Source organism: Anaerococcus sp. HMSC068A02, assembly GCF_001811125.1.
Lineage (GTDB): Bacteria > Bacillota > Clostridia > Tissierellales > Peptoniphilaceae > Anaerococcus > Anaerococcus vaginalis_C.
On the sequence record NZ_KV803746.1, the window covers coordinates 30,248 to 54,512 of the forward strand.

Here is a 24,265-nt window from a genome sequence, read left to right on the forward strand (position 1 = left end):
ATATATATAATATCAAAAGGACGGAGGTTCAATATGAAATTAAATATTAAAGGTAAAAACATCAATGTTTATGAAAGCTTAAAAGAAGAAGCTAAGGAAAAATTTGATAGGCTTGACAAATATTTCAACAAGGAAGAAGAAATGGACCTCAAATTTTCTACTGAAGGTAATTTAAAAAAAGTTGAATCAACCATTTTTCTTAAAGGCGGAACAATTTTAAGAGCTGAGGAAGTAAATGATAATTTCTCAACAGGAATTGATAAAGTAATAGATGCTTTGGTTCGTCAAATTAGAAAACAAAAGACAAAATTACAAAGAAATAGAAGAAATGGTGAATCAATTAAATTTGAATCCTTTGATAACATTGAAGAAGGAAAAGAAGAAAATATTCCAAAAATTAAAAGACAAAAAGAAATAGTTCTAAGACCTATGAGCGATGAAGAAGCTTGTATGCAAATGGAATTATTAAATCACGATTTCTTTATATACTTAGATGATGAAGAAATGAAAACAAGACTTGTATATAAAAGAAAAGATGGACATTACGGATTAATTATTCCCGAATAAAATAAATTAGCTGCTGCAAATTATTTTGCAGCAGTATTTTTGTGTTCACTAAAAATATTTTTGATATAATATAAATAAAAATATTTAAATATGAGGGATAAATAATGAAAAAAATTGCTATAGTTGGTTTAGGATTAATGGGCGGTTCTTTTGCTAAGGCTTTTATAGAGTATAGTGATAATATAGTTTATGGCTATGATATTGATGAAAAAACAAAAAAATCGGCCAAGAATTTTGGTATAAAAATAATTGAAGATAAGAATGAATTAAAAAAAATGGATCTTACAATTATTTGTTTAAATCCATTAACCATAAAAAATTTTGTTGGAAAAAATTATAAATACTTATCCAAAACTGTTATGGAAATTTCTGGAGTAAAAAATAATTTGTATCCATATATAAAAAAATTATCAGAAAAATATTCTTTCGTATATAAATCAATTCATCCTATGGCTGGTAGAGAAGTTTATGGCTTTGAATCTTCTTTAAAAGATTTATACAAAAATGCTTCGATGATTTATGTTGATGATTTAGATGATGAGGAAATTTCTTTATTTAAAAAAATTGGATTTAATAAATTTGTAAAGGCAAGTCCCAAAAAACACGATGAAATGATTTCTTTTACATCTCAACTATGTCATGTGATTTCTAATGCTTATGTATTAAATCAAAAAAGCATTTACCATGATGGATTTTCTGCTGGGAGTTTAAAAGATATGACAAGAGTTTCAAAGATTGATGAAAACTTATGGTCAGAATTATTTTTATTAAACAAGGATTTTTTGATTGAGGACATAAATACAATGATGGAAAACTTGGAAGAATTAAAAAATGATTTGAAAAATAACGACGTAGATAAATTAAAAGCCCAACTAAAAAAAGGAAATGACACAAGAAAGAAGATGTGGTAATGAAATTAAGTGTAGATTTGATAAATCCCTATGAAATAGAAATAGGCTCAAATATTATAAAAAAATTAAATACATATTTAAAAGAAAATTATAAAAATTCAAAAATTTTAATTATAAGCGATGACTTAGTTTATAAAATCCACAAAGAAAAAATAATTAAAGAGCTTGATGGATTTTTTTATAAAGAATTTATAATAAAAAACGGAGAAAATTCTAAATCGACAGAAAATTTGATAAAAATTTTAGAATTTGCTGCACAAAATCAATATAGAAGGTCTGATTTAGTAATTGCTTTTGGTGGAGGAGTTGTAGGAGATATTTCTGGACTTGTTGCATCTTTGTATCTTAGAGGAATTGATTACATTTCAATTCCAACTACTTTTTTATCAGCAATTGATTCATCAGTTGGAGGAAAAACTGCTGTGAATTTGAAGGCAGGAAAAAATTTGTGTGGAACTTTTTACCAACCCAAAAAAGTTTTTATAGATACAGATTTTTTAAAAACTCTATCGGATTATTATTTTAATGATGGTTTGGCTGAGGCTATAAAATATGGAATGATTAGGGACAAGTCTATTTTTGATGAAATTTCAAAAGAAAATGTAAGTAAAACTTACGAAAATCTCCCATCAATTATAAAAAAATGCTTGGATATAAAAAAAGATGTGGTTAAAGATGATGAAAAAGATTTTGGTATTAGGCAAATTTTAAATTATGGCCACACATTTGCTCATGCTATAGAGAAAAATTCAAATTTTGAAATAAGCCATGGCCATGCGGTTGCTCTTGGTATGAAAATTATGGTTAAAAATTTTTACGAAAGTTTTTACGATGATTTTATAAAAGTGTTAAAAAAATATAATCTTGATAAAGAAATTGATTTTGATACAGAAAAAATATTAAAAGTTTGCATGGTTGATAAAAAATCAAGAAATGACAGGATAAATATAATTGTTGTGAGAAATCTTGGAACTTGCGAAATTTTAAATATAGATTTAAAGGATTTGAGGAAAATTTATGAAAACAGATAATATTTTAATTCATCCATCAAGGCTTGAAGGAGAAATTGACGCCATTTCCTCAAAATCATATGGACATAGGGCTTTGATTTTGGCAGGTCTTTGCGAAAATCCTACAAATATTTATATTAATGAATTTTCAAAAGATATAAATGTAACTATTGATGCTTTAATAAATTTGGGAGTTGGGATTGAAAAATTTGAAAATTTTGTAAAAGTTACTCCTCCAAAAGAAAAAATAGAAAAAGCCACAATAGATATGTACGAGTCGGGTTCTTCACTAAGATTTTTTACAGCTGTGGCAAATCATTTTGCAAAAGAGGTAAAAATTATTGGAGAGGAAAGATTAAGTCAAAGACCAAATTATGAATTAATAAAAAATTTGAGAAAGCATGGTCTTGAAATTTCATCTGATAAAATTCCTTATACAATGAGAGGAAATTTACAAGGTGGCGATTTTGAATTTTTTGAAAATAAATCCAGTCAATATATTACCGCAATTATGCTTGCGTCAAGCAAATTATCTGGAAAAACATCGATAAAATTAAAAGAAAAACCCGAATCGCTTGGCTATATTGACATAAGCAGAGAAGTTTTAAAAGATTTTAATGTAGATGTAAAAGAAGAAAATAATTCTTATTTTATAGAAAATCCACGAATAAAATCGCCAAATAATTATTATGTAGAAGGCGATTGGTCAAATGCTGCCTTTTTTTATGGGGCAAATCTTATAAATTCTCAAATAAAAATTAACAATTTGAAAGAAGATTCCTTGCAAAAAGATAGGGAAATTGTAAATATTATAAAAAAAATAAAACTTTGCAAAAATGAAAATAAGACACTTGAAATAGATATTTCTCAAATTCCAGATCTTTGTCCAATACTTGCAGTTCTTCTAACATACCTAGATAAAACTTCCTACATTACAAATGGAAAAAGATTGAGGCTTAAAGAAAGCGATAGGCTTGAATCAACTTCAAAAATGCTAAATGATTTGGGAGCGAAATGCGAAATTGTTGGAGATAATCTAAAAATTTCAGGGAAAATAAAATCTGGAACAGTCGACTCATTTAACGATCACAGAATTGTAATGGCAGCAAGCATCGCTTCCTTAATGGCAAAAGATGATATTATTATAAAAAATTATAAGGCAGTAAACAAATCCTATCCTTCATTTTTTAAAACTTTTGAAAAATTAGGAGGGAAAATTGAGTATTTAGGAGCTTAAATGGAAGATTTAAAAGAGATTAGAAATCAAATTAATAAAATTGATGAAGAAATTATAAAATTATTAGAAAAAAGATTTGACCTTTCAAAAAAAGTTAGAGCCTACAAGATTTCCCATAATAAAAAAATTTACGATCCAAAAAGAGAGCGAGAAATTTTAAAAAAAATAAAAGAGGAAAGCCCTGAATACGGAGAATATTTTCTTCCTATTTTCCAAGAAATTATGGATCAATCGAAAAATTTACAAAAGGAAGAAGAAAAATATGGACTTTTGGGAAAAAGTTTAGCTCATTCTTATTCAAAAATAATTCACGAAAAAATAGCCTTTTATGATTACCAATATTTTGAAAAAAAAGAAGAAGAATTAGATTATTTTTTTGAAAGAAAAGATTTTAAAGGCATAAATGTAACAATTCCTTATAAAAAAACAGTAATGAAGTATCTAGATTTTGTTTCAAAAAAAGCAGAAAAAATTGGAGCAGTAAATACAATTGTAAATAAAAATGGAAAACTTTACGGCTACAATACTGATTATTATGGATTTTCTTATAATTTGAGAAAAAATAAAATAAATGTAAAAGATAAAAAATGCTTAATTTTAGGTAAAGGCGCCTCATCAAAAACTGTAATCCAAGTTTTAAAAGATGAAGGTGCGAAAAAAATAGTATTTTTGTCAAGAAAATATAAACCTTATTTTAAAGATGTAAAAGATTATTTTGATTTTGAAATTATAATAAATACAACTCCTGTTGGAATGTATCCAAATAATGGAAAATATTTAAAAGAAATTAAGCTTGATGATTTTAAAAATTTGGAGGCAGTTGTAGATTTAATTTACAATCCATATATGACAAAAATTATAGCTTGTGCCAAAGAAAAAAATATAAAATATGCAACAGGTTTTGATATGTTGCTTGCTCAAGCAGTAAAAGCAAGCGAATTGTTTTTAGATAAAAAAATTGATGAATCGCTGATTGAAAAAATAAAAAAATCAATTTATAAAGAAAAAATAAATATTGCCCTAATAGGTATGCCAGCAGTAGGTAAAACCAGTCTTGGAAAAATTTTAGCAAAAAATATGAATAGAAAACTTGTCGATATTGATTTAGAATTTGTAAAAAAATATGGCAATATTGAAGAATTTTTTAATAAATATGGGGAAGACGAATTTAGAAGAAAAGAAAGTGAAATAATAAAAGAAATTTCAAAAAAAACTTCTCTTATTATAAGTTGTGGCGGAGGTGTTGTTGAAAGAAAAGAAAATTATTATTTCCTAAAAGAAAATTCTCTAATAGTAGAAGTAAAAAGAAATTTAGAAAATCTAGAAACAGAGGGAAGACCTATTTCAAAAAAATATAATTTATTTGATTTATATAAAAAGAGAAAAAAATTATATGACAGTTTTAAAGATTTTGAGGTGGAAAATAATAATTTGCTGGAATGTGCTAAGGAAATTGAGGTGAAATTTTATGAGAATATTGATAATTAACGGACCAAATATAAATATGCTTGGAATTAGAGAAAAAAATATTTATGGCTCAAAAAATTATAAAGATTTAATAAAATATATAAAAGAATACACTAAAGAAAAGGACATTGAAATTGAAATATACCAATCAAATTCTGAAGGACAAATTATAAATAAAATTCAAGAAGCTTATAATTTGTATGATGGAATCGTAATAAATCCAGCAGCTTATACCCATACATCAATTGCAATTTTGGATGCACTAAAAGCTGTAAATATTCCAACAGTTGAAGTGCATTTGACAGATGTAAATAAAAGAGAAGATTTTAGAAAAATATCCTATGTTTCATATTTTGCCAAAAAAACTATTAAAGGCAAGGGCTTTGATGGTTATATAGAAGCGATTGATTTTTTAAAAGAAAATTATGATAAATAAATTTGTAAATTTATTTTACAATTTGTTGATTTTCATTTAATATTATATTTGTGATAGTTTAATCCTAACTTATTGCCAAAAGCTTATAAAAAGGGTAGGATATACAGAGAATTAGAGGTGAAAGATTTGGCGTTATTAAATATATTTAAATCATTTAGTCAAAAAGAAATTGATAACAACCAAAAATTGGTTGATAAAATTTTGGCACTAGATGAAGATATGCAAAAATTAACAGATAAACAGTTACAAGATAAAACTAATGAATTTAAAGAAAGATTAAACAAGGGAGAAAGTCTTGATGATTTATTGGTAGAGGCATTTGCAACAGTAAGAGAAGCAAGTGATAGGGTTTTGGGTATGAAACACTATCCTGTTCAATTACTTGGAGGAATTGTTCTACATAATGGACAAATTGCAGAGATGAAAACAGGAGAAGGAAAAACTTTGGTTGAAACTCTTCCTGCTTATTTAAATGCCCTTGATGGAAAAGGCGTTCACATAGTTACAGTAAATGATTATCTTGCAAAGCGTGACCAAGAGTGGATGGGAAAAGTTTATTCATTTTTAGGTCTTACAGTAGGTTGTATAATTTATGGACTTACAAATTCAGAAAGACAAAAAAATTATAACTGTGATATAACTTATGGAACAAACAACCAATTTGGTTTTGATTATCTAAGAGATAACATGGTTATTTATAAGGATAATATGGTTCAAAGAGGACTTCACTATGCCATAGTCGATGAGGTTGACTCAATTTTAATAGATGAAGCTAGAACACCACTTATCATTTCTGGAGAAGGCGATGAATCAACTGATACTTATGTAAAAGCGGATGAATTTATAAAAGGCCTTGAAGGAAGAATTTTAGATCCAAATGAAGATTTAGATCAAGATCCATTTGATAGGGAATTTGTTGTAGAAAAAGTGGATTTCTTAGTTGATGAAAAAAGAAAATCATCAAACCTTACAGAACAAGGTACAGCAAAGGCAGAAAAATTCTTTGGAATTGAAAATTTATCAGATCCAGAACATCTTGAACTTGCTCACTACATCAACAATGCCCTAAAAGCAAACACTACAATGACAAGAGATATTGATTATGTTGTAAATAATGGCGAAGTTATGATTGTAGATGAATTTACTGGACGTATTATGCAAGGAAGAAGATATTCAGATGGTCTTCATCAAGCAATTGAAGCAAAAGAAGGCGTTGAAGTTCAATCAGAATCAAAAACTCTTGCAACAATTACCTTCCAAAATTACTTTAGAATGTATGATAAATTATCAGGAATGACTGGTACTGCAAAAACAGAAGAAGAAGAATTTTCAGAAATTTATAATCTAGACGTTGTAGAAATTCCTACAAATAAACCAATTCAAAGAGTTGATGATGTAGATTATGTTTATATAAATGAAAATGGAAAATATAATGCGATAATTGAAGAAATTAAAAGAGTACATGCAACAGGTCAACCAATCCTTGTAGGTACAATTTCAATAGAAAATTCTGAAAAATTATCAAATGCTCTTAAAAAAGAAAAAATAAAACACGTTGTATTAAATGCAAAAAACCACGAAAGAGAAGCTGATATAGTTGCTCAAGCAGGAAGATTAAATTCTGTAACAATTGCAACAAATATGGCAGGCCGTGGTACTGATATTATGCTTGGTGGAAATGCAGATCATATGGCAAAACAAAGATTGAAAAGAGAAGGAATTTCAGAAGAATTGCTTGAACAAGTTGACTCCTTCCAAGAAACAGATAACCAAGAAATATTAGAAGCAAGAAAAAAATATAAACACTACAAATCTCTAGTAAAACCTGGCATAGATGAAGAAGCCAAAAAAGTTAGAGAAGTCGGTGGACTTTATATAATTGGTTCAGAAAGACACGAATCACGAAGAATTGATAATCAGTTGAGAGGTCGTTCTGGAAGGCAAGGAGATCCAGGAAAATCAAGATTTTTCATTTCATTAAAAGATGACTTGATTAGGCTTAATGTTGGAGAACAAATTTCAAAATTTGTAGAAAACTACAATTATCCAGAAGATGAACCAATTGTTTCAAAAATGGTTACAAGGTCAATTGAAAAAGCTCAAACAAGAGTTGAAGCAAATAACTTTGCAACAAGAAAAAGAGTTCTTCAATACGACGATGTAATGAACAAACAAAGAACAATAATCTATAACGAAAGAAAACAAGTTCTTTACGGAGAAAATATGAGAGATTCAATCCTTGGAATGATAAAAGATTCAATCTCACAATCCGTATATTCATTTACAAATCCACAAGTAAAACCAGAAAATTGGGAAATGGTAGCTTTATTAAACCATTTAAAATCAATTGCAATTCCTGTTGAATTATTGAAGTTTGAAAATATAAATGATTTTACTCAAGAAAAACTTATAGATTATATTTACCAAACAAGCTTAGAAAAATATGAAAATAAGGAAAAACAATTTGGCGAAGAAAACATGAGAGAAGTTGAAAGAGTTGTTTTACTTAGAGTAATTGATACAAAATGGATGGAACATATCGATTCAATGGATCAAATGAGAAAAGAAATTGGTGTAAGGGCAATGGGAAATGATGATCCTGTAAGAGCTTACACAAATACTGGTTTTGATATGTATGAAGAAATGACTAATGCCATCCAAGAAGAAACTGTAAGACTTATGATGGGTGTTGAAATCAGACAAAATATTGAAAGAAAACAAGTTTTAAAACCTGATGAAGAAGGATTTGAAAATCCTGAAAATCCAGAAGAAGCAACAAACAGGGCTGAAAGAAGAAGATTAAAAAGAGAAGCCAAAAAAGGACACATCAAGGGTAATTAGATGGCAGAAATTTATGAGCTAAGAGAAATCATTAAAGAACTTGATAAAAATCTTGATATGATTGGCTCTCATCTTAACCCAGAAAAGCTAAATACAGAAATAAAACAAATTGAACAACAAACTCTAGAAGAAAATTTTTGGGATGACAGCCAAAAAGCTCAAGAAATAATGGCAGATTTGTCAGATAAAAAAGATAATTTTAAAACTTTTACAAGCTTTGAAGAAGAATTAAAAGACCAATCTGATCTTTTGGATATAATTGAAGAAAGCAATGAAGATTTAGAAAGTTTGAATGAAATTGAAGAAATTTTAAATTCATTAAAAAAAGAAATAGGTTCTTTTAAAATAAAAACTGAGCTTGATGGAGAATACGACAAAAATAATGCCTATCTTGTAATACATGCTGGAGCTGGTGGTCTTGAAGCTACTGATTGGGCTGAAATGCTTATGAGAATGTACACAAGATTTTTCGAAAAAAGAAATTTTAAATTTGATGTGACAGATTTAAATAACGAAGAAGCTGGTGGTATAAAATCTGCAACAATTCATGTAAAAGGCTCTTTTGCTTATGGATATTTAAAAGGAGAAAAAGGCGTTCACAGGCTTGTAAGGATTTCTCCTTTTGATTCTTCAAAAAGACGCCACACTTCTTTTGCATCAGTTGATATTTTTCCTGAATTAAATGATGATATGAGTGTAGAAATTGATCCAAAAGATTTGAGGATTGATACTTATAGGGCAAGTGGAGCTGGTGGACAACATGTTAATAAAACTGATTCTGCTGTAAGAATTACTCACATCCCAACAGGAGTTATAGCATCAAGTCAGGCTGAAAGAAGCCAAACTCAAAATAAAGAAACAGCAATGAAACTTCTTTTGGCAAAACTTACTCAAATTAAAGAAGAAGAACACAGGGAAAAAATTGAAGATATTCAAGGAAATTACACCCAAATAGCTTGGGGAAATCAAATAAGATCTTATGTATTTCATCCATACACTTTGGTTAAAGATCATAGAACAAATTTTGAAGTTGGAAATGTTGAAAGCGTAATGGATGGAGATATTGACGGATTTATAGATGAATATTTAGCTAATAAGGGAAGGGAATAATCTTTCCCTTATTTTTTATTAAAAAGGAGAAAAAATGAAAAATATAATTTTAACTGGAGATAGACCAACAGGAAAACTTCACTTGGGCCATTATGTTGGCTCATTAAAAAATAGGGTTAAAATGCAAAATGAAGGAAATTATGACAAAATGTATGTTATGATTGCCGATGCTCAAGCCCTAACAGATAATTTTGATAATCCAAAAAAAATCAGAGAAAATATTACAGAAGTTATGCTTGATTATTTATCAGTTGGACTTGATCCAAATAAGGTGACATTTTTTGTTCAATCTTATGTAAAAGAGCTTACAGAATTAACTTTTTATTTATTAAATTTAGTTACCCTATCAAGGCTTGAAAGAAATCCTACAGTAAAAAGCGAAATAAAATCTAAAAATTTTGAAACAAGTCTTCCAACTGGATTTTTAATTTATCCTGTTAGCCAAACTTCAGATATTATTTTGTTTGATTCAAATATTGTTCCAGTTGGAGAAGACCAAGAGCCAATGCTTGAACAAGCTAGAGAATTGGTTCGTTCATTTAATAGTACTTACAAAGAAATTTTTAGAGAACCTAAAGCAGTAATTCCAGAAAATAAAGTTTGTAGAAGACTTCCAGGAATTGATGGGAATGCAAAAATGAGCAAGTCTTTGGATAATTGTATTTACTTATCAGATTCAAAAGAAGAAGTAAAGAAAAAAGTAATGTCAATGTTTACAGATCCAGGACATATAAAAATTACAGATCCTGGAAAGGTTGAGGGAAATTCTGTATTTACTTATCTTGATGCTTTTTGTGAAGATTATCATTTTGAAAAATATTTGCCAGAATATAAAAATTTAGATGAATTAAAAGATCATTATAGACGTGGTGGACTCGGCGATGTAAAAATAAAAAAATTCTTAAATAAAGTTTTGGAAGATTTTCTTGTTCCGGTTAGAGAAAAAAGAGCTTATTATGAAAAAGATATTTCCAAATTATTTGAAATTATGGAAAATGGTTCGAAAGAAGCAAGTGCTTATGGAAAAATGAAACTTGAACAAGTAAAAGACGCTATGGGCATAAATTATTTTGATGATAATAATTTAATTTCTGAACTTCAAAGAAAATATAACCAAAAATAAGAAAAATTGATAATAATTTGTTAAAAAAGTGCAATTTTATTTGCACTTTTTTTCTTTATGTCCTATAATGGATAGGTAGTCACGTTACGAGCTATATATTTTACATAAAAATATAGCTAAAAAAGGAGTGTTTAAATTTTTATGAGTAAATCTGAAAAGAAAAAACTTGGTTTAATACCTAAATTATTGATAGCGATTGCCTTAGGTACTTTAGCTGGTTTATATTTGCCTGAATGGTTTGTAAGAATTGCAGTTACATTCTCATCAATTTTCGGTGCATTTTTAAACTTTGTTATCCCACTTATGATAATCGCTTTTGTTACTAAAGGAATAGCAGATCTTGGAGAAGGAGCTGGAAGGTTACTTGCTGTAACTGTTCTTATTGCTTATACATCAACTATAGTTGGTGGTTCATTATCTTATTTAATGAGTTCAAATATTTTCCCAGCTTTTATTAGTCAAGATCAAGTTGCTAAAATCCAAGCTTCAAGTGAAATTGAAGTTAATCCATTTTTTGAAGTGCCTATCACACCATTTTTTGATGTTACATCAGCAATTATTTTTGCCTTTATGATGGGAATTTCAATTTCTTGGTTAAGAAAACATGGTAAGGGAGAATATTCTTATGGTTTAATTGGAGAATTTAATGAGATAATTACAAAAGTTTTATCAACAGCTATTGTTCCATTATTACCATTTTTTATTTTTGGTAATTTCTCAAAAATGGCATTTACTGGCTCTGTATTTGCAGTTCTTTCAATTTTCTGGAAAATATTTTTGTGTGTAATTGCTCTTCACTTATTATACATATCTGCTTTATTTATAATAAATGGTCTTTATACAAAGAAAAATCCTCTTGTTTTAATCAAAAACCAAATCAAAGGATATTTAACAGCAGTTGGAACTCAATCATCTGTTGCAACAATTCCTGTAAACTTAGAATGTGCTAAGTCAAATAGTGTTAGTAAGGGAATAAGAGATTTTGTAATTCCTCTTGGAGCTACAGTTCACATGCCAGGCTCAATGATTACAATCACTGCTTGTACATTTACAATTTTAACCATGTATGGAATGGATCATTCTTATTTATTAATGTTAAGATATATGGCAATTTTGGGAATAGCTATGGTTGCTGCCCCTGGAGCACCAGGTGGAGCTGTAATGAGTGCACTACCATTTTTACCAGTTGTAGGAATTCCTTCAGAAGGAGAGCTTGCATCATTATTGATTACACTATATCTAACTCAAGATTCATTTGGAACCGCTGCAAATATATCAGGAGATACAGCAATCTCAGTTGGTATAGATAAAATATTTAATAAACATATAGTTAAAAATGATGACTACAAAGACGGTTTCAATGATGAAATTATAAATGCTGAAGAAATTTAATTAAAAAACTAGGCTCTGAGCTGAATCCCAAAATCCGGAATATGGATGTAAGGGTTCAGCTCAATTTTTTATGGTTTGTTTTTATGTATGACTGGCATGTTCTAGTGCTGGGATGAAAATCCTACAGATCTTAGTTATCAACGTATCTAATAGCAACTTTCAAGTTTTAGATGGTCACACCTAGGAGAGAAGAAGCAATATCGAAATTGTGCCTTGACTAACAGTAACAGAATATAAGGAGTAAAGGTTGTCAAGCTAGCATAAGATAATAAAGATCCAAAAGTTAACCGGAAACCCAAAGCATAAATTCCACAAGTAAACGATGAAAGTATTGGGCTTATCCTTTGAGGTCTCACTAGCTAAATAGTAGTAATAATGAATAGTTAGAATTCAGCGAACCCATAGTAGCAAAGAAGTTTCTGTAACGGAAATAGAGTGAAGAGGGGAACGATATTTATTTTAATATTTGAAAAGGATGTACTATGACTTGATGGAACATAAGGAATGAAGTATTCATCTTTCAAGGTTCAGATACAAAAAGAATAAAGTTAAATAGATACATCAGTAATAAATATTATGATACAAGAAAATATTGGACCGCCGTATACCAAACGGTACGCACGAGTGGTGTGAGAGGGGCTATAAATTAGCTCATACTTGATTAAAATTTATATTCTTATTATGTAAAAAGCCAATTGAGAGAAAAAATTATCAAAAATAGTTGACAATGAGAAAATATTATTATAAAATAAAGTCATGGAAAATAATATAAAAAATCAAATGATACTCAAAAAATATATTAGGATAGCAAAATTTATAGCAGACATTAACGGACCAGATTGTGAGGTTTTAGTTCATGACTTAAAAAATATTAAAGAATCAATTATTTTTGTAGCTAATGGTCATATTACTGGTAGAGAAGTTGGAGGAGGGATAACCGATTATGCATTATCAATAATAACTAAAGATAATTATAGAACAAAAGATTCTGTGGTAAATTATATTGGAAGAAGTAATGAAGGAAAAATTACAAGGTCAAGTACTTATTATATAAAAGATGACAATGGGGAATTAATTGGTCTTCTATGTGTAAATTATGACATTTCTAAACTGTTAAAGATGAAAAATGATATAGACTATCTTATTAACCTCAATAATGATATTGAAGATGACAATATTTTAGAAAATTTTAGCAATCATAAGAATGATTCAGTAGATAAATTTCTAGATGATTCGATTAGAAGATGCATTCTGGAATCTGATTCAGATGTACCTATTAATGAAGTTGAAAATATTAAAAATCCAATCAACATTATGTATAAATTAGGGATTTTTAATATAAAGGATTCTGTTAATAGTGTGGCAAATCTATTTAATTTATCACCTCAAACTATCTATAGATATATTCAAAAATTAGGAAGTATGTAATTAATTATAAGAAAACGTTTTAAGGAGGAGTGGTTTATGAACATTAAAAATTTAATGACAGATGCTTTTAAGGACGTAGAAGGTGGATTATTTGGAGAAGTCAGCAAAGCAGACGTAGGAGATAATGTTGGAAAATTATTGGATAATGGTGTTAAAATTATGGCTTGGGCTGATGTGTTTTACCCTGATCCAGCAATTCCAGAATCAGTTATGAAGGCTACTGTAGATGCTATAAACACTGGTTTTCCTTCGCACTACAGTATGCCAATTGGATTAAAAGAACTAAGAGGATCAATAGCAAAAAAAGTTAGCAAGCAAACAGGACTGAATATAGATCCAGGCAGAAATGTCATAGTAACACCAGGATCAGACTCTGGATTAATTTTTGCAATGATGCCTTTTTTGGATAAAGGTGATGAAGTAATGGTTCCAAATCCAAGTTATCCTAATAATTCTTTAAATCCTAAACTACTAGGAGCAAAAACAGTATCAGTACCTATTTATGAAGAAAACAATTATCAATTTGATATAAAGGAATTTAAAAAGCGTTTAACTGATAAGACAAAAATGGTACTGATCACACATCCAAACAATCCAACTACAACTGTTTTTAGAAGGGAGTCTTTAGAGGCTTTGAGTAAGTTTATTATAGATAATAATCTAATTTTAGTTTCTGACCAAGCTTTTGAAGACCATATATATGATGGAATTGAGTTTGTACATCCTTGTACACTTCCAGGAATGTGGGAAAGAACTATTACAGTATGTTCTCTATCAAAAGGACTAGGCCTAAGTGGCTACAGAGTAGGATATATTTATACGAATGATCATATAATGGATGTTTTATATGGAAGTGCAGTTAGCGTTGTTGGAGCAACATCTACCGCATCATCCTTCGGAGCTATAGCTGCTTTAGAAGATGATAATATTTTACCAGAAATTTATGAAAAATTAAAAAGAAGAAAAGATATAGTTGAGGAAGAATTAGGAAATATCCCGGGAACAAAATTACTACCTACAGAAAGTGGTATGTTAACATGGATAAATGTAAAACAATTAGGAACTTCTAATGAAGTTTATAATTATATTCTTGAAAATGCAAAAATTTTAGTAAATGAGGGATCACCATATGGTTCTGAAGGAGAAGGCTATTTAAGGATAGTTAGTGGAGCTATTTTAGATGATGACGAAGCAAGAGAAGCTTTACACAAAATAAGACAAGCTTTGATAGAGCTTGGTAAAACTAAACTAAAATAAAAGGAGATTGATTATGAAAGATAAATTAGAGTTTAAAATTTCCTGGACTTTAAGCTTCATACCAATGTTAATATTTTTTGCAATATGCATGATTGTATTTGTAATATTTAAAGTGTTTGATATGCATGTTCTTGCAGCTGGTGGGTTTATAGGTTTAATAATTGGAAGTATGTTTGTCAAAGATTTTGAAAACTTTAATAAATTTTGGAACTCTGTAGTTGATGGTGTATCTAGTAGAACTTCTATTGAAGTAGTTGTAATTCTCTTTATAATTGGGATTTTTTCACAATTGATGAAATCAACAAATGTTTCTGGAGGATTTCTTTGGTTATCTGAAAAGATAGGAATGAAAGGTGGAATATTTGTAGCTTTTTCATTTCTTTCATGCTGCATTCTTTCAACAGCGACAGGTTCTTCTATAGGAACTTTATTTGCAGCTTTTCCTATATTCTATGAATCAGGTGTGTCTTTAGGAGCAAACCCAATGTTTTTAGCAGGAGCATTAATGGGTGGATGTATTTTCGGAGATAACCTCGCACCTATATCTGACACAACTATAGCATCATCAAACACTCAAACATTTAAGCATAATAGAATGCCGGCTGATGTTACAGGTGTTGTGGGGAGTAGATTAAAATACTCTCTTGTTGCTGGCTCTATAACACTTGTATTATTTGCATTATTAGGTGGCAGAGATGGAGGAATAAATGAAGCGTCTGAGATTTTAGTTGATCCAAAACCACTTTTAATGCTAATACCTGTTGTAATTCTAATAATAGTAGCAATTAAAACAAGTAATATATACGCATCTGTTTCTACTGGAATAATATTGGGAACTATAGTAGGACTATCTACAGGATTAATAACCTTAGAAGATGTTTTTCACGTAAAAGATGGCACTATAGTTGGATTTATACCTGATGGAGTAGCCAATATGATGGGAACAGTAACTCTAGTAATATCAGTATTTGGCATCATGGGGGTATTGCAAAATTCTGGAGCATTAGATAAATTAGTAAATAGTATATATGAAAGCAAGTTAGGCGAAACAGTGAGGGGTACAGAATTAGCTATTGGTATTGGAATAGTTCTTACTACACTATTATTTGGTGGGGTGACAAGTGCTTCTATTTTAACATTTGGACCAATAGCAAATAAACTAGGAGAAAAAGCAGATATACATCCTTATAGAAGAGCAAATCTTCTTGATGGTTTTGCGCATGGTATACCACATAATATTCCATTCCTAAGTGTATTCGTATTTATTGGATCAGCTCTAAGTGGATTACCACCATCTACAGTTGCAAAAGGGTCTATATATACATTAATGCTATTTTTAGTGTTTTTAATAGCTGTTTTAACAGGATGGGGTCTAAAATATGAAGGACCTAATGGCGAAGAATTAGATAAGCCTTTAAATAATAAATAATAATTATAAGAATAAGATTTTAAAATTTTAAGCCCTAGTTTTCTAGAGCTAATACTGAAAACAAACCCAAGTTTGAGCTGAACCCTTAAACACGGAATAACTTAATAATATTTTAAAAGGATAGAAAAAGCGTCGATAAACCTAATTTATTAGTAGGTTTGTCGACGTTCTGACTAGGCTTTGTGCCTAGTTTTTTTGTGCTTAAAATTATTTATAAATTAGAAATTGGTAGGGAAACTTTTATTAGGCTTCCTTTTTCTTTGTCTAAAACTTTAATTTTTCCTCTATGAAGTTTTATTGTTTCTTTTACAAGGGAAAGTCCTAGTCCTGAGCCTATTTCTTCGTTTGCTTTTATTCTATAAAAGGCTTTGAAGATATTTTCTTTTTCGCTATTTGCTATTCCTATTCCGCTATCTTCTACATAAATTTCTGCAAAGTCATTATTTTTTTTGGAATAAATTTTTACAAATCCATTATTGTTGTTGTATTTTATTGCGTTTTCTATCAAATTATAAAATACTCTATAGATTAGTAAATCACTTCCTTCTATATATATTTCTTGGCAAAGATTTTCTATGTTTATATTTTTTTTGTCGGATATAAATGATAAATCTTGAATAGCCTCTTCAATTAAAGATGATAGTTCAATTTTTTCGTTTCTTGTAACTGACCTTAATTCGCTTAAATCTAAAAGGCTTGTTACAAGTTTTGAAAGTCTATCTGATTCGTTTTTTATCATTGTTACAAGATTTTTTATTTCATCCTCATCCATATTTTCTTCTTCGAATAGGTCGATTTGTGAATTTATTATGGTAAGGGGAGTTCTCAACTCGTGGGCTGCTCTTGCTGTAAATTCTCTTTCGTTTTTGTAAGATTCGTTTAATCTTTCTAGCATTTGGTTAAAAGATTTGGTTAATTTTTGAAATTCTTTTATTGGATTTTCTTTTACTTCGTAATCGGTTATATTTTTAAGCTGGATTTGTTCAATTTGATTTGAGAATTTATCAAGGGGTTCTAGAAATTTTCCGCTTAGAAAGTATGAAATTATTCCTCCAAAAATTGTAACTAAACTTGTTATTATCCAAGATTTTTTTGAAAAATTATTTTTTGTAATTGTGACTTGGTCTGAAAAATTTGTATCAAAATCGCCAATTTTATCCTTGTCAATATTTATATACAAATCTTCTTTGTTTTCCATTTTATCGACATATCCACCCAAAGAATCTATATAAAAATATGCGGTTTTGTTCATAAAAAAATTCATGGTTAAACTTGTAAGAGCTATCAAAATACTTGTTAAAATGGCGATTCGAAGCCTTAATGACATTTTTTTCATTTTATTTTCCTCAACAAATATCCTATTCCAATCCTATTTTCGATTGGATCATAGCCAAGTTCTTGTTTTAATTTTTTTCTAAGGGCAGATATATGCACTCTTATTGAATTGCTTAATAAATCAACGCTAGAATCCCAAACGTGATCAATTAATTCTTCTTGGCTTACTGGTCTTCCTTGATTTAAAAGCAAGTATTCCAAAATTCCAGATTCTTTTCTTGTCAATTTTAATTCTTTGTTGTCTATAAAAATCGTCCTATTTTTACTATCAAATTTTATCTTATCAAAAGAAAGCTCTGTATTATTTTGTATAAAGTTTCTTCTTGTAAGAGATCTAACTCTTGCTTTTAATTCGTCCAAGTGAAATGGCTTTTGCAAAAAATCATTTGCTCCGGCATCAAGACCTTCGACCTTATCTTGGATTTGACTTCTTGCAGATAGAATTAAAACTTTTGTTTCAACATCTTCTTTTCTCAAATTTTTCAAAATTTCCATTCCATCCATATTTGGAAGATTTAAATCTAAAACTATAAGATCATAAGATTCGATTTCTATCATTTCCATAGCATCAAAGCCGTCAAAAGCGGATTCGACTTCATAACCTGCATCTTTTAAAGATTTATTTATTGTATTATTTAATATTTTTTCATCTTCTACTATTAATATTTTCATGTTCTCTCCTTTATAAGTATTATATCAAATCATAATAAAATATATGTTAAGAAAATCTTAACAGAAAATTTATATCTAATCTGTTATTATTAATTTGTAAAGAGGTGATTGATATAGAAATTAAGAAAAAGAAAAATATACAAATAGGATTTTTGATCCTTGCAATAGGTTTTATTTCTTATGGAGCCTTCCGTGGAGAAGTAGATACGGTCTTTAGCAAGGCGATAAAATTATGTCTGGAGTGTGTTGGAATTGGATAAGATTAGATCAAAAACTATAGCAAAATTTAGGTGGCTAATCCAAATTTTAGCAAGTCTTATGACAAATATTCACCTTCCTAATTTTTTTAAAGGAGTAATTTATAGGGGGAATATAAAAAAGATTTGCGTTCCTGGACTTAATTGCTATTCTTGCCCAGCAGCAACAGGAGCTTGTCCAATAGGAGCATATCAGGCAGTAGTTGGCTCATCAAAATTCAAATTTTCCTATTATATAAGCGGATTTTTGATTTTTGTTGGAGTAATGGTAGGAAGACTAGTTTGCGGATTTTTGTGTCCATTTGGTTTTATCCAAGAAATTTTACACAAGATTCCATGCAAAAAATTTTCAACAAAAAAATTAAAACCATTAAGATACATAAAATATTTGATACTTGTAGTTGCCGTTATTATTTTGCCAGTTCTTGTGGTAAATGAATTGGGAATGGGCAATCCATATTTTTGTAAGTACATTTGCCCAGCAGGAGTTCTAGAAGGAGCAATCCCGCTTTCCTTAGTAGACACATCAATAAGAGCAAGCTTAGGTTCATTATTTAACCTAAAACTTACAATTTTGATAATAACTGTAATCCTATCAATAATATTTTTTAGACCATTTTGCAAATGGATTTGCCCTTTGGGAGCATTTTATGCCCTATTTAATAAAATATCCCTATTCAAAATAAATTTTGACAACAACAAGTGCATATCCTGCAAAAAATGCGTAAAAGCCTGTAAAATGGATGTAGACGTTAGAAAAGACCAAAACCATACCGAATGTATAAGGTGTGGAATGTGTATCACATCGTGTCCAACCTGTGCCCTCAAATATCAATTTGGACTCGATAAGAAAAAAGAAGAAAATAAAAAAGAAAATTTAAAAGAAGACATTAAAGGAGAAAAAAATGAAATTTAAAAAAGTAAAAGTATTAGCATTATCAGCAACATTAGTATTAGCATTAACAGCTTGTTCAAAACAAGAAAACAAAGACAATATGAACTCAAATCCATCATCAGTAGAAAAAGTTGAAAGCAATTCAAATAAGTCAAACAAGATGGACGATAATAAAGCTAAAATTGACGAATTGATGAAAAAACAAAATGACATCTTAGCTTCACACGATAAGCAATGGCAAGTAGCATTTTCAAAAGCAGATAAGTCAAGTGCAGAAGATAATAAAGATAAAGGATACGATGCATATTTAAAAGATTTAGTAGAAAAAGCAAAAGATGAATTATCCAAAGAAGACTATGAACTTTTGACAAAAGACGTAGAAGAAATTGCAAAATTAGAAGAAGAAATAACAAAATTAAAAGCAGGAAACGAAAGTGCATCAAACAAAAAAGAAGATGGAGCAGTTTCAACAAAAGAATTAAAAAAATTCCCAACATTTAATTCAAAAGATTTTGATGGAAATGATGTTACAAAAGACATATTCAAAGATAAAAAATTAACACTCGTAAATTTCTGGTTTAATGGTTGTGCACCATGCGTAGGAGAGCTTCCAAAATTACAACAATTAAACGATGAAATAGAAAAAATGGGTGGACAAGTAATAGGAATAAATTCAGAAGCCAAAGTAGGCGAGGAAGATACAATAAAAGAAGCTAAAAAAATCCTAGAAAAACAAGGGGCAAAATACAAAAATATTACTATAGACAAAGGTAGCGAACTTGAAAAATACACAGAAACAATAATGTCATATCCAACATCAATCCTTGTAGATAGCGAAGGAAATATAGTTGGAGATCCAATAGTAGGAGCGATCGACAAAGAAGACAAATACAAAGAAGTAAAAGAAATGATAGAAAAAATAATAAAAGACAAAATGTAGAAAATGAAAATTTTCGAATTTAGATTTATATTATCCTTCTTGATGAATCAAAAATACCAGAGTTTTAAAACTCTGGTATTTTTGTATTAATTTTAAATTATTTATTTCTTGGATGTTCAATTGCTTCTTGAGCTGCTGCAAGTTTTGCAATTGGAACTCTAAATGGAGAACATGATACATAATCAAGCCCTACATTATATAAATATTTAACAGTAGTAGGTTCTCCGCCGTGTTCTCCACAAATTCCTAAGTGAAGATTTGGATTTGCTTTTTTACCACGTTCAACAGCAGTTTCAACTAAGAAACCAACACCTTTTTGGTCTAGAACTTGGAATGGATCTTTTGCGAAAATATCTTTATCTAAGTAAAGATCCAAGAATTTACCAGCGTCATCTCTTGAAAGACCAAAAGTCATTTGTGTTAAGTCGTTTGTACCAAATGAGAAGAAGTCAGTAATTTCTCCAATTTGATCAGCTGTTATAGCAGCTCTAGGAATTTCAATCATTGTTCCTAATAAGTAGTCAATTTTCTTTCCTTTTTCTTCAAATACTTTTTCAATTTCTTCTCTTACTTGAGCTTTTACATAAGCAAGTTCTTTAACATCAGATGAAAGTGGAATCATTATTTCTGGAACAACATTAATTCCATCTTCATGACAATGCATTGCAGCTTGAATTATAGCACGAGCTTGCATTTTTGAAATTTCTGGATATCTTACACCAAGTCTTAGTCCTCTAAATCCAAGCATTGGGTTTACTTCTTCAAGATCTAGGATTCTCTTTTTAACTTCAGATATTTCCATATTTAAATCTTCAGCAAGAGTTCTAATTTCTTCTTGTCCTCTTGGTAAAAATTCGTGAAGAGGTGGATCAAGAAGTCTTACAGTAACAGGTCTTTCGCCCATTAGAGAATAAATTTGATAGAAATCATCTTCTTGCATTGGAAGAATTTTATCTAAAGCTTCTTTTCTTGTTTCGAAATTGTGAGCTAAAATCATTTTTCTAACTTGGAAAATTCTATCAGCCTTAAAGAACATGTGTTCAGTTCTACATAAACCAATTCCTTCAGCACCAAATTCTAAAGCTTGTTTAGCATCGTGAGGTGTATCTGCATTAGTTCTTACTTTCATATCACGATATTTGTCAACCCAGCTCATAAATTCTCCAAATGTACCTTCAAGTTTTGGATTTTCAGTTTCTAAAGCTCCAACGTAAATATTTCCAGTAGAACCATCTATTGAAATTATGTCTTGGTCTGAATATTTTTTACCATCAATTCTTACGAATCTTTCATCTTCATTTACATATATTTCATGAGCACCAGATACACAACATTTTCCCATTCCTCTAGCAACTACAGCAGCGTGGCTTGTCATACCGCCTCTTGCTGTAAGGATTCCAACTGCTGAAACCATTCCTTCAAGATCTTCTGGAGAAGTTTCTTCACGAACTAAGATTACATTTATACCTTTTGCAGCTCTTTTTTTAGCTTCTTTTGCAGTAAATGCAATGTAACCTACAGCAGCTCCTGGACTTGCTGCAAGACCTTTAGCAACAGGTTCATTTTCTTTTATAGATTTTTGAGAAAGTGTAGGGTGGAGTAAACCATCAAGATCTTTAGGATCAATTCTTAAAACTGCTTCTTTTTCATTAAGAAGTCCTTCATGAACCATATCAACTGCAACTTTTACTGCAGCATGAGCAGTTCTTTTACCGTTTCTTGTTTGAAGTAAGTATAATTGTCCTTCTTGGATTGTAAATTCCATATCTTGCATATCTTTGTAATGTTGTTCAAGTTTTTCTGCAGTATCATGGAATTGATCAAAAACTTCTGGTAATGAATCTTTTAATGTTGCAATTTCTTTTGGTGTTCTAACTCCAGCTACAACGTCTTCGCCTTGAGCGTTCATTAAATATTCACCAAATAATTTATTTTCACCAGTTGCAGGGTTTCTTGAGAAAGCTACACCTGTTCCAGAAGTTTCTCCCATATTTCCAAATACCATTGATTGAACATTTACAGCAGTTCCCATAGAATCATCAATATCATTTAATCTTCTATATAAAATTGCACGTTCATTATTCCAAGATGCAAATACAGCAGTAATAGCTTTGTCTAATTGTTCTCTTGGCTCTTGTGGGAAATCTTCTCCTTCAATATCTTTATAAACTTTTTTATATTTTTCTACGACATCTTTTAAGTCGTTAGCATCAAGTTCAGTATCTTCTGTTACGCCTTTTTCAACTTTTTTTGCACTAAGAACCTTTTCAAAATTATTTTTATTGATTCCCATTGCTACATCAGCAAACATTTGAATAAATCTTCTGTAAGAATCGTAAGCGAATCTTTCGTTGTTTGTTTTTTTGCTAAGACCTATAACAGCATCATCATTTAAACCAAGATTTAAAATTGTATCCATCATACCTGGCATAGAAATTGGAGCACCACTTCTTACAGATACAAGGAGTGGATCTTCTGTTGAACCAAATGTTTTTCCATTATGTTCTTCTAAATCTTTGATGTGATTTGTTATTTCTTTTTTAAGATCTTCCCAAATTTTTTTATCTTCTTTGTAAAATCTTGCACATGCTTCTGTTGTAACCGTAAAACCGTATGGGACATTGATTCCCATATTTGTCATTTCTGCTAGATTTGCGCCTTTACCACCGAGCAAAGAGCGCATGTCCTTGTCGCCTTCGTTAAAATTGTAAACATATTTTTCAGTCATTTTTTTCCCCTTTCCTACTGTTAATATGATTAATTATTATATCAGACGTTTCTTCTATAGATTTATATGTAACATCAATCATTACACAATCTAAATCTTCCATAATCGCTTTGGCATAGTCCAATTCTTTTTGAATGGCTCTTATATCTGAATATTGACTTTTTCCAGATAAGCCCAAACTTTTAAGTCTTTCTTGCCTAAAAGACTTTAAAATATTTTTATCGATAGTTAGACCGAAAATTTTCTTGCTATCAATTTCAAAAAGTTCATCGGGCAGGCTAGTATTTAAAAGTATAGGAATATTACAAACTTTATAGCCCTTGCTTGCCATATAAATTGATAATGGCGTTTTAGAAGAACGAGATACTCCAATTATTGCTATATCACAAGCTTTAAGTGACCTAAAATCTTTGCCATCGTCATATTTGATGGCAAAATCTAATGAATTTAATGTTTTAAATCGGTCAGTTTCATAAAGGGACTCTTCAGAAAAAGCATACTTTGGTTCTAATTCAAGTTTTTTAGAAATAGCCCTTATGGAATAGCCGGTTATATCAACATAAGTAATATTATTTAGCTCACAAAAATCATTGATATAAACATTCATCCTTGAATCTTGAAATGAGTGATAGATAATGAAATTATCGCAAGTTTCAATTATAAAATTTAATATATCTTTAAGAGAATCTATATCTCTTACATCTGGATATATATTTGTAATTGATTCAACATTAAACTGACTAAGAGATACTTTTACAATTTTTTCTGTAGCGTATCCACTTGTATCAGAGATAATGTTTACACTAAGCTTCATCCTGTCACCTCTTTAATATAAGATTCTATTAATATTATAGCATTTTTAATCAAAAATCCAAGAGCTGAAAACATTTTTCAATCATTAAAACTAATAATTATTAATATTTTACAAATATATTATTTGAATTTTCAACATTAACTTTTACAAGTGAAATTGACAAAAAAATAATTTAAAATATAATAAGAAAAAGAATTGAATAATAAACTTTGACAAAAAGGAGTAGTAGGGGAAATTTTTTAGAGAGAAGACGGCTGGTGAAAGTCTTTAAATTGAAACTATGAAGGTTGTTTTGAAATAGTTTAATGTAGCATGCATGAATGCAAATAAGAGCCTTTTTTATAAAAAAGGAAGATAGGTGGTAACGCGATAATCTCGTCCTTGAGAATTGTGTTACTTTTTTTATTATTTATTTT

20 protein-coding genes are annotated in these 24,265 nt (G+C 29.5%); 16 read left to right on the top strand and 4 right to left on the bottom strand.

Annotated elements, in window-relative coordinates; all coding sequences use genetic code 11:
* Positions 1–33 precede the first annotated feature (33 nt).
* The 13 genes from hpf (at position 34) to HMPREF2782_RS03670 (ending at position 16,208) form a co-directional block, all read left to right on the top strand.
* Complete coding sequence (gene hpf, locus HMPREF2782_RS03610; RefSeq protein ID WP_004839118.1) at positions 34–567, top strand: ribosome hibernation-promoting factor, HPF/YfiA family; 534 nt, start codon at positions 34–36, stop codon at positions 565–567.
* A gap of 104 nt (positions 568–671) precedes the next feature.
* Entirely contained in the window at positions 672–1,478 is an 807-nt protein-coding gene (locus HMPREF2782_RS03615) for a prephenate dehydrogenase (protein ID WP_070640921.1), read from the top strand.
* Positions 1,478–2,509: a 3-dehydroquinate synthase gene (aroB, locus tag HMPREF2782_RS03620; protein WP_070640923.1), complete on the top strand. Its 1,032-nt coding sequence runs from the start codon at positions 1,478–1,480 to the stop codon at positions 2,507–2,509. Before HMPREF2782_RS03615 ends, aroB begins: the two co-directional genes overlap by 1 nt.
* The gene (aroA, locus tag HMPREF2782_RS03625; RefSeq protein ID WP_070640925.1) at positions 2,496–3,725 is read left to right on the top strand and encodes a 3-phosphoshikimate 1-carboxyvinyltransferase; all 1,230 of its coding nucleotides are present in this window, start codon (positions 2,496–2,498) and stop codon (positions 3,723–3,725) included. Before aroB ends, aroA begins: the two co-directional genes overlap by 14 nt.
* Positions 3,726–5,213, top strand: coding sequence for a shikimate kinase (locus HMPREF2782_RS03630; RefSeq protein WP_070640927.1), 1,488 nt, complete (start codon positions 3,726–3,728; stop codon positions 5,211–5,213).
* Positions 5,194–5,628: a type II 3-dehydroquinate dehydratase gene (aroQ, locus tag HMPREF2782_RS03635; protein ID WP_004839113.1), complete on the top strand. Its 435-nt coding sequence runs from the start codon at positions 5,194–5,196 to the stop codon at positions 5,626–5,628. The genes HMPREF2782_RS03630 and aroQ overlap by 20 nt, the downstream gene beginning before the upstream one ends.
* A 126-nt stretch (positions 5,629–5,754) precedes the next feature.
* The gene (gene secA / locus HMPREF2782_RS03640; protein ID WP_039920545.1) at positions 5,755–8,469 is read left to right on the top strand and encodes a preprotein translocase subunit SecA; all 2,715 of its coding nucleotides are present in this window, start codon (positions 5,755–5,757) and stop codon (positions 8,467–8,469) included.
* The gene (gene prfB / locus HMPREF2782_RS03645) at positions 8,470–9,579 is read left to right on the top strand and encodes a peptide chain release factor 2 (RefSeq protein ID WP_070640929.1); all 1,110 of its coding nucleotides are present in this window, start codon (positions 8,470–8,472) and stop codon (positions 9,577–9,579) included. It begins immediately after the preceding gene.
* Between the two features lie 34 nt (positions 9,580–9,613).
* Entirely contained in the window at positions 9,614–10,702 is a 1,089-nt protein-coding gene (gene trpS / locus HMPREF2782_RS03650; RefSeq protein ID WP_019117433.1) for a tryptophan--tRNA ligase, read from the top strand.
* A 141-nt stretch (positions 10,703–10,843) separates the two neighbouring features.
* A complete protein-coding gene (locus HMPREF2782_RS03655) occupies positions 10,844–12,094 on the top strand; it encodes a dicarboxylate/amino acid:cation symporter (RefSeq protein ID WP_070640931.1) in 1,251 nt (416 codons plus the stop codon).
* A 756-nt stretch (positions 12,095–12,850) separates the two neighbouring features.
* Positions 12,851–13,522 (top strand): helix-turn-helix transcriptional regulator, encoded by a 672-nt coding sequence (locus tag HMPREF2782_RS03660; protein WP_083304886.1) that lies wholly within the window; start codon positions 12,851–12,853, stop codon positions 13,520–13,522.
* A gap of 36 nt (positions 13,523–13,558) precedes the next feature.
* On the top strand, positions 13,559–14,779 hold the full coding sequence (locus HMPREF2782_RS03665) for a pyridoxal phosphate-dependent aminotransferase (protein ID WP_070640934.1): 1,221 nt from the start codon (positions 13,559–13,561) through the stop codon (positions 14,777–14,779).
* Between the two features lie 13 nt (positions 14,780–14,792).
* A complete protein-coding gene (locus HMPREF2782_RS03670; RefSeq protein ID WP_070640936.1) occupies positions 14,793–16,208 on the top strand; it encodes a Na+/H+ antiporter NhaC family protein in 1,416 nt (471 codons plus the stop codon).
* Positions 16,209–16,419: 211 nt separating this feature from the next.
* Here the strand turns inward: HMPREF2782_RS03670 and HMPREF2782_RS03675 are convergent, their stop codons facing one another.
* Positions 16,420–17,544, bottom strand: a complete 1,125-nt coding sequence (locus HMPREF2782_RS03675; protein ID WP_070640938.1) for a HAMP domain-containing sensor histidine kinase — start codon at positions 17,542–17,544, stop codon at positions 16,420–16,422.
* Positions 17,541–18,215, bottom strand: coding sequence for a response regulator transcription factor (locus HMPREF2782_RS03680; protein ID WP_070640940.1), 675 nt, complete (start codon positions 18,213–18,215; stop codon positions 17,541–17,543). The genes HMPREF2782_RS03675 and HMPREF2782_RS03680 overlap by 4 nt, the downstream gene beginning before the upstream one ends.
* A 104-nt stretch (positions 18,216–18,319) precedes the next feature.
* On the opposite strand from HMPREF2782_RS03680, the gene HMPREF2782_RS09495 reads away from it, so the two are divergent.
* From HMPREF2782_RS09495 to HMPREF2782_RS03690, 3 genes are read left to right on the top strand one after another with little or no spacing between them, the layout of a single operon-like run.
* On the top strand, positions 18,320–18,475 hold the full coding sequence (locus HMPREF2782_RS09495) for a CD1871A family CXXC motif-containing protein (RefSeq protein ID WP_004839104.1): 156 nt from the start codon (positions 18,320–18,322) through the stop codon (positions 18,473–18,475).
* Positions 18,462–19,388 (top strand): 4Fe-4S binding protein, encoded by a 927-nt coding sequence (locus tag HMPREF2782_RS03685; protein WP_083304887.1) that lies wholly within the window; start codon positions 18,462–18,464, stop codon positions 19,386–19,388. Before HMPREF2782_RS09495 ends, HMPREF2782_RS03685 begins: the two co-directional genes overlap by 14 nt.
* Positions 19,378–20,307: a TlpA family protein disulfide reductase gene (locus tag HMPREF2782_RS03690; RefSeq protein WP_070640944.1), complete on the top strand. Its 930-nt coding sequence runs from the start codon at positions 19,378–19,380 to the stop codon at positions 20,305–20,307. Before HMPREF2782_RS03685 ends, HMPREF2782_RS03690 begins: the two co-directional genes overlap by 11 nt.
* A gap of 97 nt (positions 20,308–20,404) precedes the next feature.
* Here HMPREF2782_RS03690 and ppdK read toward each other — a convergent pair whose 3' ends face one another.
* Both ppdK and HMPREF2782_RS03700 read right to left on the bottom strand, forming a co-directional pair.
* Positions 20,405–23,035 (bottom strand): pyruvate, phosphate dikinase, encoded by a 2,631-nt coding sequence (ppdK, locus tag HMPREF2782_RS03695; RefSeq protein ID WP_070640946.1) that lies wholly within the window; start codon positions 23,033–23,035, stop codon positions 20,405–20,407.
* Positions 23,028–23,849 (bottom strand): pyruvate, water dikinase regulatory protein, encoded by an 822-nt coding sequence (locus HMPREF2782_RS03700; protein ID WP_070640948.1) that lies wholly within the window; start codon positions 23,847–23,849, stop codon positions 23,028–23,030. Before HMPREF2782_RS03700 ends, ppdK begins: the two co-directional genes overlap by 8 nt.
* Between the last annotated feature and the right edge of the window lie 416 nt (positions 23,850–24,265).

Bases quoted from the DNA above. Each gene is read 5' to 3' on its own strand.
- hpf (WP_004839118.1), top strand. From the start codon at position 34: ATGAAATTAAATATTAAAGGTAAAAACATCAATGTTTATGAAAGCTTA.
- HMPREF2782_RS03615 (WP_070640921.1), top strand. From the start codon at position 672: ATGAAAAAAATTGCTATAGTTGGTTTAGGATTAATGGGCGGTTCTTTT.
- aroB (WP_070640923.1), top strand. From the start codon at position 1,478: ATGAAATTAAGTGTAGATTTGATAAATCCCTATGAAATAGAAATAGGC.
- aroA (WP_070640925.1), top strand. From the start codon at position 2,496: ATGAAAACAGATAATATTTTAATTCATCCATCAAGGCTTGAAGGAGAA.
- HMPREF2782_RS03630 (WP_070640927.1), top strand. From the start codon at position 3,726: ATGGAAGATTTAAAAGAGATTAGAAATCAAATTAATAAAATTGATGAA.
- aroQ (WP_004839113.1), top strand. From the start codon at position 5,194: ATGAGAATATTGATAATTAACGGACCAAATATAAATATGCTTGGAATT.
- prfB (WP_070640929.1), top strand. From the start codon at position 8,470: ATGGCAGAAATTTATGAGCTAAGAGAAATCATTAAAGAACTTGATAAA.
- trpS (WP_019117433.1), top strand. From the start codon at position 9,614: ATGAAAAATATAATTTTAACTGGAGATAGACCAACAGGAAAACTTCAC.
- HMPREF2782_RS03655 (WP_070640931.1), top strand. From the start codon at position 10,844: ATGAGTAAATCTGAAAAGAAAAAACTTGGTTTAATACCTAAATTATTG.
- HMPREF2782_RS03660 (WP_083304886.1), top strand. From the start codon at position 12,851: ATGGAAAATAATATAAAAAATCAAATGATACTCAAAAAATATATTAGG.
- HMPREF2782_RS03665 (WP_070640934.1), top strand. From the start codon at position 13,559: ATGAACATTAAAAATTTAATGACAGATGCTTTTAAGGACGTAGAAGGT.
- HMPREF2782_RS03670 (WP_070640936.1), top strand. From the start codon at position 14,793: ATGAAAGATAAATTAGAGTTTAAAATTTCCTGGACTTTAAGCTTCATA.
- HMPREF2782_RS03675 (WP_070640938.1), bottom strand. From the start codon at position 17,544: ATGAAAAAAATGTCATTAAGGCTTCGAATCGCCATTTTAACAAGTATT.
- HMPREF2782_RS03680 (WP_070640940.1), bottom strand. From the start codon at position 18,215: ATGAAAATATTAATAGTAGAAGATGAAAAAATATTAAATAATACAATA.
- HMPREF2782_RS03690 (WP_070640944.1), top strand. From the start codon at position 19,378: ATGAAATTTAAAAAAGTAAAAGTATTAGCATTATCAGCAACATTAGTA.
- ppdK (WP_070640946.1), bottom strand. From the start codon at position 23,035: ATGACTGAAAAATATGTTTACAATTTTAACGAAGGCGACAAGGACATG.
- HMPREF2782_RS03700 (WP_070640948.1), bottom strand. From the start codon at position 23,849: ATGAAGCTTAGTGTAAACATTATCTCTGATACAAGTGGATACGCTACA.